The 16,466-nt window shown below is 42.8% G+C and carries 11 protein-coding genes; 5 read left to right on the top strand and 6 right to left on the bottom strand.

Annotated features, from left to right (window positions below; translation table 11 throughout):
* Window positions 1-153 precede the first annotated feature (153 nt).
* The gene (locus tag V7L12_RS19965) at window positions 154-2,370 is read right to left on the bottom strand and encodes an FUSC family protein (protein ID WP_335086843.1); all 2,217 of its coding nucleotides are present in this window, start codon (window positions 2,368-2,370) and stop codon (window positions 154-156) included.
* 165 nt (window positions 2,371-2,535) lie between these two features.
* Here V7L12_RS19965 and V7L12_RS19960 point away from each other — a divergent pair, with 165 nt between their 5' ends.
* Window positions 2,536-3,309 (top strand): Uma2 family endonuclease, encoded by a 774-nt coding sequence (locus V7L12_RS19960; protein WP_335086841.1) that lies wholly within the window; start codon window positions 2,536-2,538, stop codon window positions 3,307-3,309.
* Window positions 3,310-3,426: 117 nt separating this feature from the next.
* On the opposite strand, the gene ligA is transcribed toward V7L12_RS19960, so the two are convergent.
* The 4 genes from ligA to V7L12_RS19940 form a co-directional block, all read right to left on the bottom strand.
* Window positions 3,427-5,457 carry an NAD-dependent DNA ligase LigA gene (gene ligA, locus V7L12_RS19955; protein WP_335086839.1) on the bottom strand — a complete coding sequence of 677 codons (2,031 nt, stop codon included), beginning with the start codon at window positions 5,455-5,457 and terminating at the stop codon, window positions 3,427-3,429.
* A 504-nt stretch (window positions 5,458-5,961) separates the two neighbouring features.
* A complete protein-coding gene (glgB, locus tag V7L12_RS19950; protein WP_335086837.1) occupies window positions 5,962-8,253 on the bottom strand; it encodes a 1,4-alpha-glucan branching enzyme in 2,292 nt (763 codons plus the stop codon).
* A 219-nt stretch (window positions 8,254-8,472) separates the two neighbouring features.
* Window positions 8,473-8,805, bottom strand: a complete 333-nt coding sequence (locus tag V7L12_RS19945) for a hypothetical protein (RefSeq protein ID WP_335086835.1) — start codon at window positions 8,803-8,805, stop codon at window positions 8,473-8,475.
* Between the two features lie 513 nt (window positions 8,806-9,318).
* Complete coding sequence (locus tag V7L12_RS19940) at window positions 9,319-9,516, bottom strand: hypothetical protein (protein ID WP_335086834.1); 198 nt, start codon at window positions 9,514-9,516, stop codon at window positions 9,319-9,321.
* Window positions 9,517-10,007: 491 nt separating this feature from the next.
* Here V7L12_RS19940 and V7L12_RS19935 point away from each other — a divergent pair, with 491 nt between their 5' ends.
* From V7L12_RS19935 to V7L12_RS19920, 4 genes are all read left to right on the top strand, one after another.
* Complete coding sequence (locus tag V7L12_RS19935; RefSeq protein WP_335086832.1) at window positions 10,008-10,688, top strand: hypothetical protein; 681 nt, start codon at window positions 10,008-10,010, stop codon at window positions 10,686-10,688.
* A 20-nt stretch (window positions 10,689-10,708) separates the two neighbouring features.
* Complete coding sequence (locus V7L12_RS19930; protein ID WP_335086830.1) at window positions 10,709-12,547, top strand: peptidoglycan D,D-transpeptidase FtsI family protein; 1,839 nt, start codon at window positions 10,709-10,711, stop codon at window positions 12,545-12,547.
* Window positions 12,548-13,100: 553 nt separating this feature from the next.
* The gene (locus V7L12_RS19925; protein ID WP_335087187.1) at window positions 13,101-14,198 is read left to right on the top strand and encodes an iron-containing redox enzyme family protein; all 1,098 of its coding nucleotides are present in this window, start codon (window positions 13,101-13,103) and stop codon (window positions 14,196-14,198) included.
* Window positions 14,199-14,417: 219 nt separating this feature from the next.
* Window positions 14,418-15,113 carry an SAM-dependent methyltransferase gene (locus V7L12_RS19920; protein ID WP_335086828.1) on the top strand — a complete coding sequence of 232 codons (696 nt, stop codon included), beginning with the start codon at window positions 14,418-14,420 and terminating at the stop codon, window positions 15,111-15,113.
* A 153-nt stretch (window positions 15,114-15,266) separates the two neighbouring features.
* Here V7L12_RS19920 and V7L12_RS19915 read toward each other — a convergent pair whose 3' ends face one another.
* The gene (locus V7L12_RS19915; RefSeq protein ID WP_335086826.1) at window positions 15,267-16,442 is read right to left on the bottom strand and encodes a DUF3466 family protein; all 1,176 of its coding nucleotides are present in this window, start codon (window positions 16,440-16,442) and stop codon (window positions 15,267-15,269) included.
* Window positions 16,443-16,466 lie beyond the last annotated feature (24 nt).

Below are 16,466 nucleotides of genomic sequence, written 5' to 3'. Positions count from 1 at the left end.
TATTCAACGTTTTCCCTATCTGATTTTTTATACGCTGCTTGAAGAAGTGATTTGGGTTTCCCAATTGTCGTTAAAGCTTGATATTCCCTGATTACTTCAGTGCGAGCGCTGTTTTTATAGGTTGGGTTGAGGCAATGAAACCCAATATTATTTTTATTTACCTGATATTAGCCGTACCATCGCTGAGTGCATAGCAGTCAACCGCCGAACGATCTGATCGATCTCCAAATCTAATATGCTGTAATCAATGACTGCCTGACGAATCGGTGTATGTCCTTGATTGACGGCTAACTCTTCTATCCGGGCTGTACGCAGTGCTTGTAGGTGCGGCTGGATTTTTTGCAGCGTTTCTTCCAAATCAGGTAAGGGCGGTGGGGTAATTTCCTGCTGTACCGAATCAGCTAACTGTTCTAAGAGTAGGGAAATTTGGCAGACAAAGGTTTCTAATTCCGGGAGTGGCACTGTTTTTCGGAAATGTTCGAGATGTACTGCCAAAACTGTCACGGCGTTAGCAAAACGTCCCATGTACAACAGCAGCGTCATTACTGGTTCTACTAATTCTTGGTGCATTTGGGGTTCGCGCAGCAATCCTTGGAAGGAGGCTTGAGCATTGCCAATTGCCAGTCCAGTTTGTCGCCGTTGACTGATAATGCTAGAGTCACGCTCTTTTGTCCCCTGGTAAACAGCCATCACATCCCGAAAGTATTTGTGACACTCTCGCAGCGCTGTGGCGAGTTGACTGGGTAAACGATCGCGTTCCCAGTTTGGCCATATAAAGTAATGACTCGCAAAAGCCAGTCCCGCCCCAATTAATGTATTCAACACCCGAAAGCCAGCAAATTGCCAACTAATAGGATGACCAATATCGATAATCAATAAGACAAAGATTGAGAAGAAAACCACTGAATACCCATAGTTGAAACCGATCAAGGAAACGCCAAAAAATACTGTCAGCAGAATGATGATGTCTAATACAGGCTTACTCGTGATGGTTGCAAGTAAGACAGCAGCTAAGACAGCTCCCAAGATTGTCCCACCAACTCGCTGGAAAAACCGTTTGAAAGTTGCACCCAAGTTTGGTTTCAGGACTAATATAATTGTCAGCGTTACCCAATAGCCCATTGGTAAATTCGTAACACTGTATAATATCACGCCTACAGTTAGACTCACACCAATGCGGAGAGCATGGCGAAAGATTGCTGAGTCTAAGGTAAGGTTTTCTTTGAGTAAACTTAAGAGCGATCGCTGTTCGTCTTCAAATAAAAGAAGTCTATCTACATCTCGTTGACTCATTTTGCTACGATCTGCCAGAGATTTAGCTGTCTGAGCCGTGTATTGCAGTTGCTTGATCAGCTTTTCGATCGTTAGCACTAGGTTACTGAGAGCAACGAGGGTTGTGTAGTCTGTTTCACTCCCAGCAATTGCTTTTCTTTGCAGACTTTCTTGTTCTTTTAGTGCTTCATAGATGCGCTTGAGATTTCCCAAGTCGATGCTAGCAGGCTTGCGAGAGATGACTTTCGCTATGGCTTGAAGAATGACTGATATTTGTTCGAGTGCATCGTCTACTAATTGCTGGACTGTATGATATTGCTGTTGTTGGAAGTGAGTTTCTAGTAATTCTGTTAAGGCAACAACTAAACCAAGCAAGCGATCGCCATCCTGAATTAGCAGCAAAAACGGCTCATTTATCCAACTCCGAGACGACTGTCCAATCCGTAATCTACCTAAAGTAGTGCGTGCTGTTTCTAATGCTTTTCTAATTTCGAGAATATTTTCAGATGTTGCTACTTTACCTACAAATGCCTGAATGTAGTTGGCGATTGCACTGAAGCAGTCAGCCAAAGCTATCCGTATTGGGTCATAAGGTCTAAAAGGCCACATTACTAAGGAAAGTAGCATCGCCCATCCACCTGCAATTAGACATAGCAGCGATCGCATGAGTGCAACTTCCAAGTTTCCTGGCTGTGCGATCGTGGTAATAAATGATATCCCTACCACTAGGCCGACATTGGCACCAGCATTGCCGTACAGCGATGCAAAACCGGAAGCAAGTCCCCAGAGAAATGTCAGCACTACAGCTAGTACTGGAACTTTAGTGACTAGAGTACCCACAAATACTGAAACAGTTATTCCCAAAGTAGCCTGTGCCATCGCCTTAGCTTTGATTTGGTAAGTGCCACCAACATTCGCTAAGTTGACAAAGTGAGCCATTAAACCAACTAATAATCCGCTTTCTCTTTGATTGATCAGTTGCCCAATTAGCATGGGAACCCCCAACGCTAATGCAGCTCGTAAGCCGTTAGATATTGCTGGTTTTCCTGGCTCTGACTGGAGCAGAAATCTGAGGAAATTACTTCGATTCAACTGCATTGTTTTTGTTAACAAAACAAAAATTTTATCTGGATTATCTTAATATTTTGATATATTCAGATTTATTCTAATTCATAGTGGGCATTGGGCATTGGGGTTAAACAAATTTTTTCCCATTCCCCTTCCGGGAAGCGATAAGATCAAAAATAAATTCATCCTGTGTTTATGGCAACCCAACTCAGCCAAGCCAAATCACCAACAGAACTGGTAATCTCTTGGGAAGCCTTGCCCAAAGATTTTCAACTAGAGGATGAACCAGTGGAGAATACCGGTCAGCCACTTTTGGCTGGTGCTTTGCGTGAAAGCCTAGAAATCAGTGGATTCATTCAACCTCAGATGTTGATAGCTTCAAACTTTGGTCTTTGTGCCACTATCAACCAGCAATTTATTACCAAAGCACCAGACTGGGTTTATGTGCCGTCGGTTAATGAAGTGGTGGCTAACCGCAAAAGTTATACACCCAATTTAGAAGGAGATATTCCGGCGATCGCTATCGAATTTTTATCCGATACTGAGGGTGGAGAATATTCAGTTAAGCGAACTTATCCACCAGGAAAATGGTTTTTCTACGAGCAAATTTTGCAGATTCCCATCTACGTTATTTTTGAACCTTATGGCGGTTTATTAGAATATTATCAACTGGAAAATAAGCGCTATGAGTTAAAGCAACCTGACGAAAATGGTCGTCATTGGATTGATCTAATGGGCTTATTTTTAGGAACTTGGCAAGGAACAAAAGAAGGTCGCACTGGGTATTGGTTGCGCTGGTGGGATCAAGCTGGTAATTTGTTACCGTGGGCTGTAGAACAGATTGAACAAGAACGTCAACGTGCTGAACAAGAACGTCAACGTGCTGAACAAGAACGCCAGCAAAAAGAACGACTGATTGCTTATTTGCAATCTCAGGGTATTGACCCGAATAACTTGCCCCCCTCTTAGTAGATGATTGGTCTTTTAAGAGGCGATAAATCGCGTCTCTACATCAGGGTTTTGAGATGCTATGAACTGTATTGTGATATAGAAATCCTAAATTATTTGCAGAAGAGATACCTTGTTTCAACCTTCAATCATCTCTAAGAATTGCGCCTCACTTAACTGCGTAATTCCCAAAAAAATTGCTTTTTCTAACTTGGAACCTGCATCTTCTCCTAATACTAAATAATCTGTTTTTTTACTCACTGAATCAGTTACTTTTCCCCCAGATTTTTGAATCAAAGCCTTCGCTTCATCTCGTTTTAAGGTTGGCAATGTACCTGTAATTACAAAAGTTTTACCTGCGAACTTTTGATTACCATCTATTTTTGTTTCCTCTGTGGCAGTTAATTGCAATCCTTCTGCTTGCAAGCGTTCTATCAATCTTTGGTTAGCATCAATCCGAAACCACTGGTACACAGATTGGGCAATTTCAGCACCAATACCATAAATGCCTTCAATATCTGATTGCTTTGCTGTAGCTAACTGGTCTACAGTGAAATACTTCTGAGTCAACAATTGGGCATTTACACTGCCAACGTGACGGATGCCTAAACCATACAAGACCCTTGACCAAGGTTGATTTTTTGACTGAGCGATCGCATCGAGCAATTTCTCTGCCAACTTTTTCCCCATCCTTTCCAATGCAGATAATTTCTCTGCTGTCAACTCATATAAATCGGCAACGGAATGCACGAAACCTTTATCAACGAGTTGATACACCAGCTTTTCCCCCATACCTTTAATATCCAAGGCATTACGACTTACCCAATGTTCAATGGAACCTTTGAGAATCGCCGCACAGGAAGCATTGACGCACCGAGTCACCGCCTCACCTGATTCTCGCACCACTAATTGACCGCAGACTGGGCAATGGGTAGGCATAACGAAGGGTTCGGTGTCAGCGGGACGGAGTTCTTTGATTACCCTCAGCACTTCTGGAATGATTTCTCCAGCTTTGCGGACAATCACAGTATCGCCAATGCGGATGTCTAATTGAGTAATGCGATCGCTATTATGTAAAGTCGCGCGGGAAACCGTTGTTCCGGCCAGTTGCACCGGGCGCATCTCTGCTAATGGCGTTAACGCCCCCGTTCGCCCCACATTTACAGCAATATTTTCCACACGGGTAGGCGCTTCTTCGGCTGGGTACTTCAAAGCGATCGCCCAGCGGGGGAATTTCTGCGTAAACCCTAGCTGTTCCTGAAGTTTAAAAGAATTCAGCTTCACTACTACCCCATCAGTCATGTAGGGTAAATTCAGCCGTTCCGTATCCCAGTATTCATAATATTTTGCCACTTCTGCGATCGAAGCACAGAGTTTATGGTTGGGGTTGACTCGAAAACCCATCTTTTCTAACAACTCCAAAGCTTCCCATTGGGTATTCGCAATACTGGTGTCATCTCTACCAGGAATGTGCAGGGTGTAGCCAAAGAAATCTAACCGCCGTTTAGCCACAATGCGAGAGTCTAGTTGCCTGAGTGTACCAGCTGCGGCATTGCGGGGATTGGCAAATAATTGCTCGCTTGCTTTTTGCCTTTCCTCGTTGATTTGTTTAAATACTTCCAACGGCAAAAACGCCTCGCCTCGCACTTCCACCCTTTCTAGAATTTCTAACCCTTCAAAATTCAAACGTAAGGGAATTGAGCGAATTGTCCGCACATTTTGAGTGATATCTTCACCCGTTACCCCATCACCCCTAGTTGTCCCTCTAACTAGAATGCCATTTTGGTAGGTAAGAGCCAAAGCAGAACCATCAATTTTAAGTTCAGTGACATATTCCACTGAATCTATTTTCGGTACTTGTCGCCGCCAACGCCGATCCCACCCTTGCAACTCATCAATATTGAATGCATTCTCCAGACTGTACAAGGGGATATTGTGCCGCACCGAGGTAAACTGTGTATGTCTAAGCTCACCCACCCGCTGAGTCGGACTATCGGGTGCTGTCAATTCTGGATATTGAGTTTCTAGTTGTTGCAATTCTCGATATAGCTGGTCATAGACTGCATCCTCCATGATTGGAGCATCTAGGACGTAATAAGCGAAGCTTGCTTGTTGCAATAACTGGCGCAATTCTTCTGTGCGCTTTACTTCCGGCTTAATCTGTGTCATTAGAATTATTATAAAATATCTAGAATTAGGGCTAACAAATCATACATTTGTACTATACAAAATTTTTTTTGGCTTTTGAGCCATATCTAAAGCTAAATAAGTTTTACCAAATTTTCCGCTACTCAGTACCTGAATCGGGCGATAGTGGCACGAAACTTTGTCTGATTAGAACAGGGGGGATCGTAGCAAGAGGAGTTGATTAAATACATCATCTAAAGTGTATCTATCGACAGATGGATTTATTATTACTTAGCAACTAGCTACTGTCAGCCTTCAGTAGTGCACTTTCCCTGAATGCTAAGTATAATTCCACGGGTAAATGCAGAGCGATCGCTAGTTGAAAAATTGTGAAAAAAATGTAGAGACGTAGCATTGCTACGTCTCTACAAGGATTATGAATAACGCATATTTAATTGCACCAGAGTCTATTAGAGAACTGGGTTGATTAGCTAGTGAATAGGCGATTCCTTAGGTGTAGGGTGGGGCATCACCCACCCTTAACTGTTATCCAACTACCTCAGCAGTCTTCTTCTTATCCAACTTGAGAATCAACACACCCAAAGGTGGCAAACATAAATCCAGTGAATAAGGATGACTGTGCAAAGACCACTCATCCGTCCATTTACCACCTAAGTTGCCCATATTGCTGCCACCATACTGACGGGCATCACTATTAAACAACTCAGTATAAAATCCCTTTTGCGGTACACCGATACGGTAGTGAGAATGGGGTTGTGGTGTAAAATTGCAAACGACGATCGCAAAATCATCAGAATCCTTGTCACGACGCATGAAGGCAACTACACTATGGCGGTTATCGCTACAGTCAATCCACTCAAACCCCGGTTGGGCAAAATCCTGGGTGTACAAAACTGGTTCAGAACGGTAAAGATAATTCAAATCGTGGAAAAACGTTTTTAACTGTTGGTGGGCTTCATGTTGCAATAAATGCCACTCCAAATCTGTCCAATCATTCCACTCACTCCATTGCCCAAACTCCATGCTCATAAACATGGTTTTCTTGCCTGGGTGAGCAAACATATAGGTAAATAAACAACGCACATTAGCTAACTTTTGCCATGTATCTCCCGGCATTTTGCCGATGATATTGCTCTTGCCATGCACGACTTCATCGTGAGACAGGGCCAGCATGAAGTTCTCGGTGTGGTTGTACCACATACTAAAGGTGATATTGTTTTGGTGGAACTGGCGGAACCAAGGGTCCATGCTGAAGTAATCCAGCATATCGTGCATCCAGCCCATATCCCACTTCAAGTTAAAACCCAGTCCGCCTGTATAGGTGGGCCAAGATACCATTGGCCAGGAAGTGGATTCTTCAGCAATTGAGAGAGCACCGGGGAAATAGCTAAAGATAATGTGATTTACCTGACGTAGAAAATCTGCTGCTTCTAGGTTTTCTCTGCCACCGTACTGATTGGGCAGCCATTCTCCTGGTTCGCGGCAATAGTCGTTATAGAGCATCGAGGCAACAGCATCGACACGAACCCCGTCAATGTGGTACTTGTCAAACCAGAAGAGGGCATTTGCTGCTAAGAAATTACTAACTTCATGGCGACCGTAATTGAACACCAAAGTACCCCATCCTTTATGTTCGCCTTTGCGGGGGTCTGCGTGTTCGTATAGGTGGCTACCATCAAAGAAAGCTAAACCATGTCCATCTTTGGGGAAGTGACCAGGAACCCAATCTACAATTACCCCTATATCATTTTCGTGACATTTGTCAATAAAATACATCAAATCTTCGGGTCTGCCAAAACGCGAGGTAGGGGCATAGTAACCAGTTACTTGATAACCCCAAGAACCATCAAAGGGATGTTCCGCAATGGGCAACATTTCTATGTGGGTGTATCCTAATTCTTTGACATAAGGAATGAGTCGGTCAGCTAGTTCTCGGTAGGTAAGGAAGCGTGCGCCCGGCTTTAGTCCAGAAACGACAACTACTGGTTCAGTTTCACCATTGGGAAGTTTAGCTGGTTCTGCACTCGAAGCGTGTAACCAAGAGCCTAAATGCACTTCGTAAACTGAAACTGGCTGAGTTAGGGGGTCAATGCGACGCCGCTTTTCCATCCAGTTTTCATCACTCCAACTATAAGCATCTAAATCAGTGACAATGGATGCAGTTTTCGGGCGAAGTTCTTGCTGGAAACCGTAAGGATCGGATTTTTCGTAAATGTGTCCTTCAAAATTTTTGATTTCATATTTGTAATGCTCTCCTACACCGATTTCAGGAATAAATAATTCCCAAATTCCAGTGCGACCTTTACGCATCTGATGTTTACGCCCATCCCAGAGGTTGAAATCTCCCAGCAATGAAACATTACGAGCGTTAGGTGCCCAAACAGCAAAATAAACGCCCTTAACGCCGCCTATTTCCGTGGGGTGCGCTCCCAGTTTTTCATATATCCGGTGATGGTTGCCTTCACTAAACAAATGCAAGTCAAAGTCTGTCAAGTTGGGAGAACGGAAAGCGTAAGGGTCATAGATGACACGCTCGTGTTCTCCTTCTTTAATCCGTAACTGGTAGTTTGCCAGTTCGGCAGTTTCAATGGTGCATTCAAAAAAGTGAGGATGATGCACTGTTTGCATTGGGTATTCTTTACGTTGTTCAGGAAGAACGACCCACGCTGCACTTGCATTTGGTAGGTAGGCTCGCACAGCCCAGACAGTTTTGCCGTCTTGCTCTATGGGATGAGAACCTAGTATTTCAAAGGGATCGTTATGCTGATTCCAAACGATGCTGTTAACCTGTTCAGGGGCGATCGTGGTCATGGACATGAAGCTACCTAAGTGAAATAACGTGATTGACTAAATCTACTTTTTTAACATCTATATATATTCTTTACATTTATTTGCAATTTTGTCGCCACCGTTATCCTACATCAGAATGGGGTATCGGGCATGAGGCATTGGGCATAAGGCATTGGGCAGAACAGTTCCGTTAGCGATACCGGGGCATTGGAAAAAGCTCTTGACTTTTAACTCTGAAGTAATTTATCAAAAATTTAAAAATGGGAAAAACTGCAATAATGTTTTACGTAAGCGAAGCAAGAAAATCTGTTCTCGAATTTTAGGGTCTAGTTTTGGTGGCGGAACTTCTTGCAGCTGGGCTTGCAATTGGACATACTCGGCAGCTGTTAGGAATCTTCCGTCAATAGGCGATCGCGCTTCTATAATAATCTTTGTCCGTAATATTTCTTCTGGTATATCCTCTGGTGGCGGTAATGCTATTGCTGCCGATTTCCAATAGCTACTTAAGACAATCGAAGTTACAGTAATTACAATTAAGCTCAGTAATTTTAGAGATTTTCTCGTTTTAACTCTCCTCATCTCCCGAACTACGTTCACAACGCAGGATGAAAATCTGTTTTTCTCATGCCCAAATTTTCCCAATAAAAATCTGGCAATATCAAGGGAGATAACCAGGTCTTTCCTGATACGGAATAGACTACAGGAATGCTCAAGAGCAATTGCCAGCGATCGCGATAAATTATTTTACCCTCTCAAAACTCAGTAGTATAAGTAATTTAAAATGCTAAATGAGGGAAGTATCTGCCTACAAAATAGCTTATATTCACTCAACTGCCTTGGACTGAGAACAAGGTTTGAGCGGGCGGGAATTTCAGAGGACACTTGGTAGAGGACATAACCCTCTTTACCAGTGTCCTCTACTTCCTGCCCTACTTCGTTGATATTTCGAGCAAACTCTAGGCTCTGATAAACCAGCATAAAAATGAGGTTTTTTCGTGAACCCAATTAATTCGAGGATGTTTCGAGCTATGTAGTGAGGAATGCTGTCACTAAGTAGTTCTGGGCGCGATTTAAACTAAAGTTTAAGATGCCTTATTTAGGAGTCGCTGCGGGAGTAGTTGCGGGAGTCGCTGCGGGGGTAGCGGCAGGAGTAGTCTTAACAGGTGCATCAGTTGGTTCACCTGTAGCAGCTGGAGTAGCAGTACCAGCACCATCACCACCACCTTCACAGGCCCCAAGAATTGCAGCCAGACTTAACATTAGAGCAAAACCAAAGATTTTTGTTTTCATAACTCCTCTTTCACCAATTGTGGCTAGAACAATTTTTCGCCTGTTGAATACGATACCGTATTTATTGCTTTTTTTAAATTCTGCGAGATTAGATACTTAAAAAAAACAATCCTTTGGGGTATTGTTTTTGGAATTACGTATCCTGATTAGTTTCTCTTAACTCAGGAGCAAAACGAAAATTACCAACTTATTTAGCAAATGAAGCTATGATAGCAAAAAATTTCATTTTTTTCACAGAGTATTGCATCTGGCTACGTGACGTTGCCATACTTTAGGTGCGATACCTAAAAGGTAAGCTGTCCAGTTTCTAATCGCTGATTGCAAACATTGCATATCTAGGGGATGCAAACATTGATACAGCTACCTATCAGAAAAGTTAAAAGGGTATAGTCTGTTATGTGTGCTTGTTGCACAGAAGGTGATTTTAACCTTAGCAAAACAGACAATCAATCTAAAGTGCAGTATTTTCCATCTAAAAAATTTAAAAATTTATGGTAGTTGCTCGTAAATCTACTGTTTCTACAAGGGGTAATTGGTTCTGGCGAGATTCTATCCTTTCTTTAGGAAGGCGACGCTCTGCGCGTATGGAGTCAGCAGCACGCAGCGCTTCTACACCAGTATCCTCTCAAAAACAACAGCGTTCTTCCAAAAAATTAGCGGTTTCTCCCACAAATGAGGCAGTTATAGCCAAATCAGTGAAACAGTTGGGTAGACAACAATTACCAAATCTCAATGAGCAGTTAAATGCGAACCAAAAGACTCTGGGGGTAGGTTTTCTTGGTCTTCCCACAATGCCTAATTCTGGAGCCGCACCTTTGTGGTTGCTGCGCTTGTATACCTTTCATCGTTATTCGTCAGTTGTAGCGTTCTTGTTAGTAGCATCGACACTTGCTGTTTATGCTTGGACAGTCTATTCTCAAGAGCTTTGGGGTCAGTCATATCGCAGATTGCAAAACCTCCAACGTCATGAACGGCTGCTAACGACAACCAACGCGACGCTGAAAAATAAAATGGCTAATGAAGCAGAACAACCAACAGCAGGGCTGGTATCGCCAACTCCAGAAGGAATCATTTTCTTGCCTCCAGCATCTCAGAGTCCTAAGCCAGCATCGCCTAACACAACGCCAAATTCTGAAACGCAACCGCAAACACTCTCGCCACTGGGATACTAATCGTAATTCGTCAGAACCCAATGCAGAAGTCACCAAGCAAAACAAAATTCAGAAAGTTTCGGAATCCAAAATTTACAGGGCGACACAAGGGTGATAAACGAGGGCTTTTGGGAAAATTAGCCTCTAGTATGCAAGACCAAACATCCAACACTAAGTCCCGACTGTTCATCGTCTGGGGTGTATTAATGGCATCAGGGTTGGGGTTGGCTATTAACTTGTATAATCTACAAATTGTCAAGGGGCCAAAGTTAACTGAGCAAGCACGCAACCAGCAAATGCTGAATGTGCGACCTTTTATGCCCCGTCGCCCAGTGGTAGATCGCAATAGCGATCTGTTGGCTATTGACCGCCCTGTATATACTTTGTACGCTCATCCCAAGCTGTTTGATAAGTCTAATGAAGATATGGCAGAGCGACTTGCCCCAATTTTGGCAAAAGATACTGCTGAATTGGTGAAAACTTTTCAAAGCAAAAGAAGCGGAATTATACTTGCGCCAGCCTTACCAGAAGAAATTATCGATCGCGTCATCTCTTTGCGCTTAAATGGCCTGGAGTGGACTCAAAAATACTCCCGATTTTACCCACCAGACGATTTGGTTGCTGATGTGGTGGGCTATGTGAACGTTGACCGCCGTGGTCAAGCTGGTGTGGAATATTCTCAAGAGAAGTTGCTAGAACGTCCTGTGCAAACGGTGCGGCTCAGTCGGTCGGGAAATGGAACCTTGATGCCGGACCGGGCGCCCGAAGGTTTTTTGCATTTTGACGATTTGCGATTACAACTCACTATCGATAGCCGTCTGCAACGAATTGCTCGGATTGCGCTCAAACAACAGATGCAGAAGTTTGACGCTAAACGTGGGGCAGTAATTGTCATGGATGCATTGGATGGTTCTTTGCTCGCCTTGGTTTCTCAGCCTACTTATAATCCGAATGAATATGCTAAATCTGATATCTCGCTATTTAAAAACTGGACAGTAGCGGATCTTTATGAACCGGGATCGACTTTTAAGCCTTTGAATGTGGCGATCGCTCTAGAAAATGGCATCATCAAACCAGATGATATGTTTAATGACTCTGGTTCTATTCGAGTCGCTAATTACACCATCAAAAATGCCATGAATAATGGTAATGGGCGAATCAGCATCGCTCAGATTTTGCAATATTCTAGCAATATTGGCATGGTGCAAATTATCCAACGTTTAAAGCCTTCAATCTACTACAACTGGTTAGAACGTTTAGGACTAGGACAAAAAGTTGATACAGATTTACCTTTTGAAGTTGGGGGACGGCTCAAAAGTCAAGAAGAATTTATCGCTTCGCCGATTGAAGCAGCTACTACTTCCTTTGGACAAGGCTTTTCCATGACACCGTTACAGCTAGTACAAATGCACGGTGCTTTAGCTAATGGCGGTAAGTTAGTTACACCCCATGTAGTTCGCGGGTTGATTGATAGCAAAGGGCAGATGCATGATTCACCCACTCACACCATCCCCCGCCAAATTTTTTCAACCGCAACAACTCAAAAGGTTGTGGAAATGATGGAAACTGTTGTTACTCAAGGCAGCGGTAAGCTGGCACAAATTCCGGGATATCGCATTGCTGGTAAAACTGGTACAGCCCAAAAAGCTAGTCCCAATGGCGGATACATCAAGGGTGCTAGAATGACCAGTTTTGTGGCTATTTTACCCGTGGAATCTCCTCGTTATGTAGTGTTTGCACTGGTGGATGAGCCAAAAGGAGAAAGTGCTTATGGTTCTACTGTCGCCGCGCCAATTGTGAAGTCGGTGATCGAAGCACTGATTCCTCTTGAGCAGATTCCGCCTAGTAAAGCGATCGAGCAACGCACGCAAGTGCCGTAGGCAGCGGGGAAAAATCAATTCAAAATTCAAAATTCAAAATTGTTGGCGCAGCGTCTGTCTGCGACATGCTATTCGCGTTCGTACAGAAGAAAACTAGGGGAGATGTAGCTTTAGCTTCCCGCAGGGAGGGGGATGAGGAGGATGAGGAAGTAGAGGGAGCAGTGGAGTGGAGTTCAAAGACTCGTTCACGAGTATCAAAGACTCATTCACGAGTATCAAAGACTCGTTCACGAGTATCAAAGACTCATTCACGAGTATCAAAGACTCGTTCACGAGTAAAAAAGACTCATTGACGAGTATTAAAGACTCGTTCACGAGTAAAAAAGACTCATTCACGAGTAAAAAAGACTCGTTCACGAGTCTTAAAGACTCATCCCCTATATTCCCCATGCCCAATGCCCAATGCCCAATACCCAATACCCAATGCCCCTTTCTTTTGAAACTTAATCTTTCTTTATAACCAGGGAAAGATGTAGAGAAAGCTACTTGTGTGAAAACTTAAGTATTAGAGGTGAAAATAATTTTTCACTTTTCTAAAGCTACCGAAGATTCCATGCAAAGCAATTTAGTCATATTTCCTAATGCTGGGGCTGCGAAAAATAGTACGCAAACTGAAGAAAAAACAATTAGCAAGTACGACCGTGCTGAGGAGCAATTTATAGAACTGCTAGCAATGGAGGATTTGGATCGTCAACTGGATGCAAAACCTTCAATAGCCAGTGAGTTTGAACAGACGCTCTCTATGGCAATTGGCGCTGCTTATGGAAACGATCGCTCTGATGAACAGGCTCACCGTTTTCTCCAACGGATACTTTATCGAATTAATCGGCTAAAGCTGTTTTGGTACGACGATTTGCGGCATTATACCAATGAGCGATCGCTGTATTTATACTCCTGTCGTGACAAAATTGAAGCTGCTTGGCAACAGTGGGAAGTAGCACAAATCGATGTGGCTGCATTGCAACAATTGGATGTAAAACAAGCTTTAATTGAGCGTGCATCTACCGATTTAAATCCACCTTTGTCGGAGAATAGCCGCTACATTCGTGAGGAAATGACTGAAGCTGGCTATCGTCACTTGCTAGCGATTGGCTCCTTTGATGGTTTGGTTGAAGGTAGTCGTCTTTGCTACGTATTGGGTGGTGCTGCTAATGAAGTGCAGTGTACGCTGGTGCGAGTACTACTAGAAGAGTACGGCAATGGTCGTTTAGCCCGTAAGCACTCGACATTTTTTGCTCAAATGCTGGCTGAGTTTGGAATGAACACTGAACCGGAAGGATACTTCGATTTAGTGCCTTGGGAAGTCTTAGCTTGCGATAATCATAACTTTCTGACTACCGATCGCAAACGCTATTTCCTACGTTACAGTGGCGCGTTGACATATTTTGAAGTGGCTGGCCCTGCGGCTTACAAAAACTATCTAGCGGCGGCGCAAAGATTGGAACTATCAGAGGCGGCGATGGGTTATTGGGAACTGCACATCAGGGAAGATGAACGCCACGGTCGTTGGATGTTAGATGATGTAGCTTTGTCTTTGGCAGAACGATATCCCAATGATGCGTGGGAACTGCTGCTTGGCTATGACCAAGAGAAACGAATGGGCGATCGCGCCGCTGGTGCTGTTATGCGATCAATACGCGAAGCAGAATAAGCCGCTTTACTCGCTTTGCTCAATCCAAAAAATTATAAACAGCAGGTTATTCTTAGCGTTTTAATTCGACATTATTTAAGTCATTTTATTGCTAATTCACCTGCAAATACATTTTTTTAGCAAAGGGTTGCTAAAAAAACAGTTTTTATTGCCTGAATACAAGGTAATAAATAACCTCCCATTAGATTGATTATACCATACACTTGGAAGTGCAGTCAAATGAAAGATATCTTTTTTTGCCCTGAAGAATCTAATTTCTACTCCAACTGCTTAGAAAGCTTTGTGATCAGAAATTGTCAAAATTCTGAATCTATTGTGGAGTTTGGTTCAGGAGATGGCAGCCCTGTAATTAATTCCTTATTGAGAAACAAGTTTGATGGAGTCATCCAGGGATTTGAATTAAATACTTCTGCATGGAAAGTCGCAAATTCAACCATTGATGAATACAATCTCACTAATAAATACATCATCCATAATTCATCTTTGTTTAATTCTTCTCAACACGATGCTCAGTATCTTGTAGCCAATCCACCCTATCTTCCCGCACCAGATAACGATATTTATATGCCACTATTATTTGGGGGTGTAGATGGAGCTACAGTTACCAACAAGCTTTTATCGTTAGATTATGAAAATGTATTGGTTTTAATATCTAGCTTTTCTAATCCAATCAATACGTTGAACCTAGCAAAACAAAATGGTTATTATGTTCAAAACTTCATGGTGTTACCTTTGCAGTTCGGCTACTATAGCTCCGATCCCAAGGTAAAAAACCACATCGAAAAACTCCAAAAAAATCAGATGGCATTTTATTCTGGCGATTATTATTTTTTAGCTGGAGTTTTATTTAAAAAATGCCAGGAGTCTGTAATTGATTTATCTAATCAATTAGCTCAGGTGATGACTAGTTTGTGAAAATCGAGAACAACTTAGCAGTGATGTTATCCCTTGCCTAAAGTACGATGTGTCTCTAAGCGCAGCCTAGAGACATATCTCAAAGATTTTCGACAAGTATTTTTATAAATGCATATTTCCAAGCAATCATTTTGTCTGCCTGAAGTTATGGCATTAACTTGTTTGTTGTATGGCTGCATTGCTAGAGTGAGGTTTGCGCTTGAACGTTGCAAATAAAATTACAACAGCACCAAACGACAAAATAGGAACGCCTGAAGTTGGTTCAGCTACAGAGACAGATGAGGTTGGCGTCAAGAGGAAGGCGTGTAATTCACCATTAACTGCACCACGACCGACAATTTGTCCATTACTATTAATGGCAGATGCTGCTGTCAAGGTAAAGCCAGCGTCTGAACCAGGAGCAATCAAGTCATTTAAATCGTAGAGAGTGTTATCACTATAAAGAAAAGCCCGTAAACCATTGCCATCTGCGGCAAAAAAGTTATTGCTAGTGCCAGAAAACCCGACTACTTGACCCAAATTATTGATCCCCAAACCAGTACTAAACAAATCTGTAGGACGTAACCTACCGAGGTCTTGGAGTCCCGTGCTGGAACTGTAGAGAAAAGCACGAGTATCATTTACGCCAGTGAGTCCCGAACTACCAACTACCTGTCCTGAATCATTAATATCGTTTGCTTGACTGTACCCGTCACCAGGGAGGGTACCGAGATTAGTGATTATACCGTTGTCGGATAAAAAGGCTCGACCGGAAGAACCGAAAATGCCAACTACCTGACTTAAATTATTTATGCCATAGGCAACATAATTTTCATTTAAGTTACTGTTAATAATAGTCGTCGTACCATTGTTGTACTGGAAAGCGGCTCCGAAGGGAAAGGCAAGTTTTGGGAATATACCGCCACCAGTTGTACCCCCAACTACCTCACCTGAGTTATTGATAGCATAAGGAATGCCTTTAAGACCGGTATTTCGCGTTGTTCCATCACTGTAAATAAAGACGTTATTATCACTGTCAGTCTTACCGATGGAATTACCAACTACTTGCCCCAAGTTATTTATACCAGTCACTGCAAGTACATTATCACCAGGCAAGGGACTAATTTTTTGGAGTGAACCATTACTGTAAAAAAAAGAACCGTCCAAAGAATTAATCGCTACTTCACCTGAGTCATTAATGTCTGTAGCGTAACTGTAGGCTTTTCCTGTAAGACTGCCTAAGTCAGTAACTGAGTATAAAGATACCGCCAATGCCGACTTGGATGCAGTAAGACTGATTGCGCTGAAGGTTATTGCTGTTAGACAGGATTTCCACTTGAGTAAAACCATGTTACTTTGCCGTGATTTTCTATT

The organism is Nostoc sp. (assembly GCF_036918245.1).
GTDB lineage: Bacteria > Cyanobacteriota > Cyanobacteriia > Cyanobacteriales > Nostocaceae > Nostoc.
The sequence above is the reverse complement of the archived record's forward strand: the minus strand, read 5'-3'. Positions and strand labels throughout refer to the sequence as shown.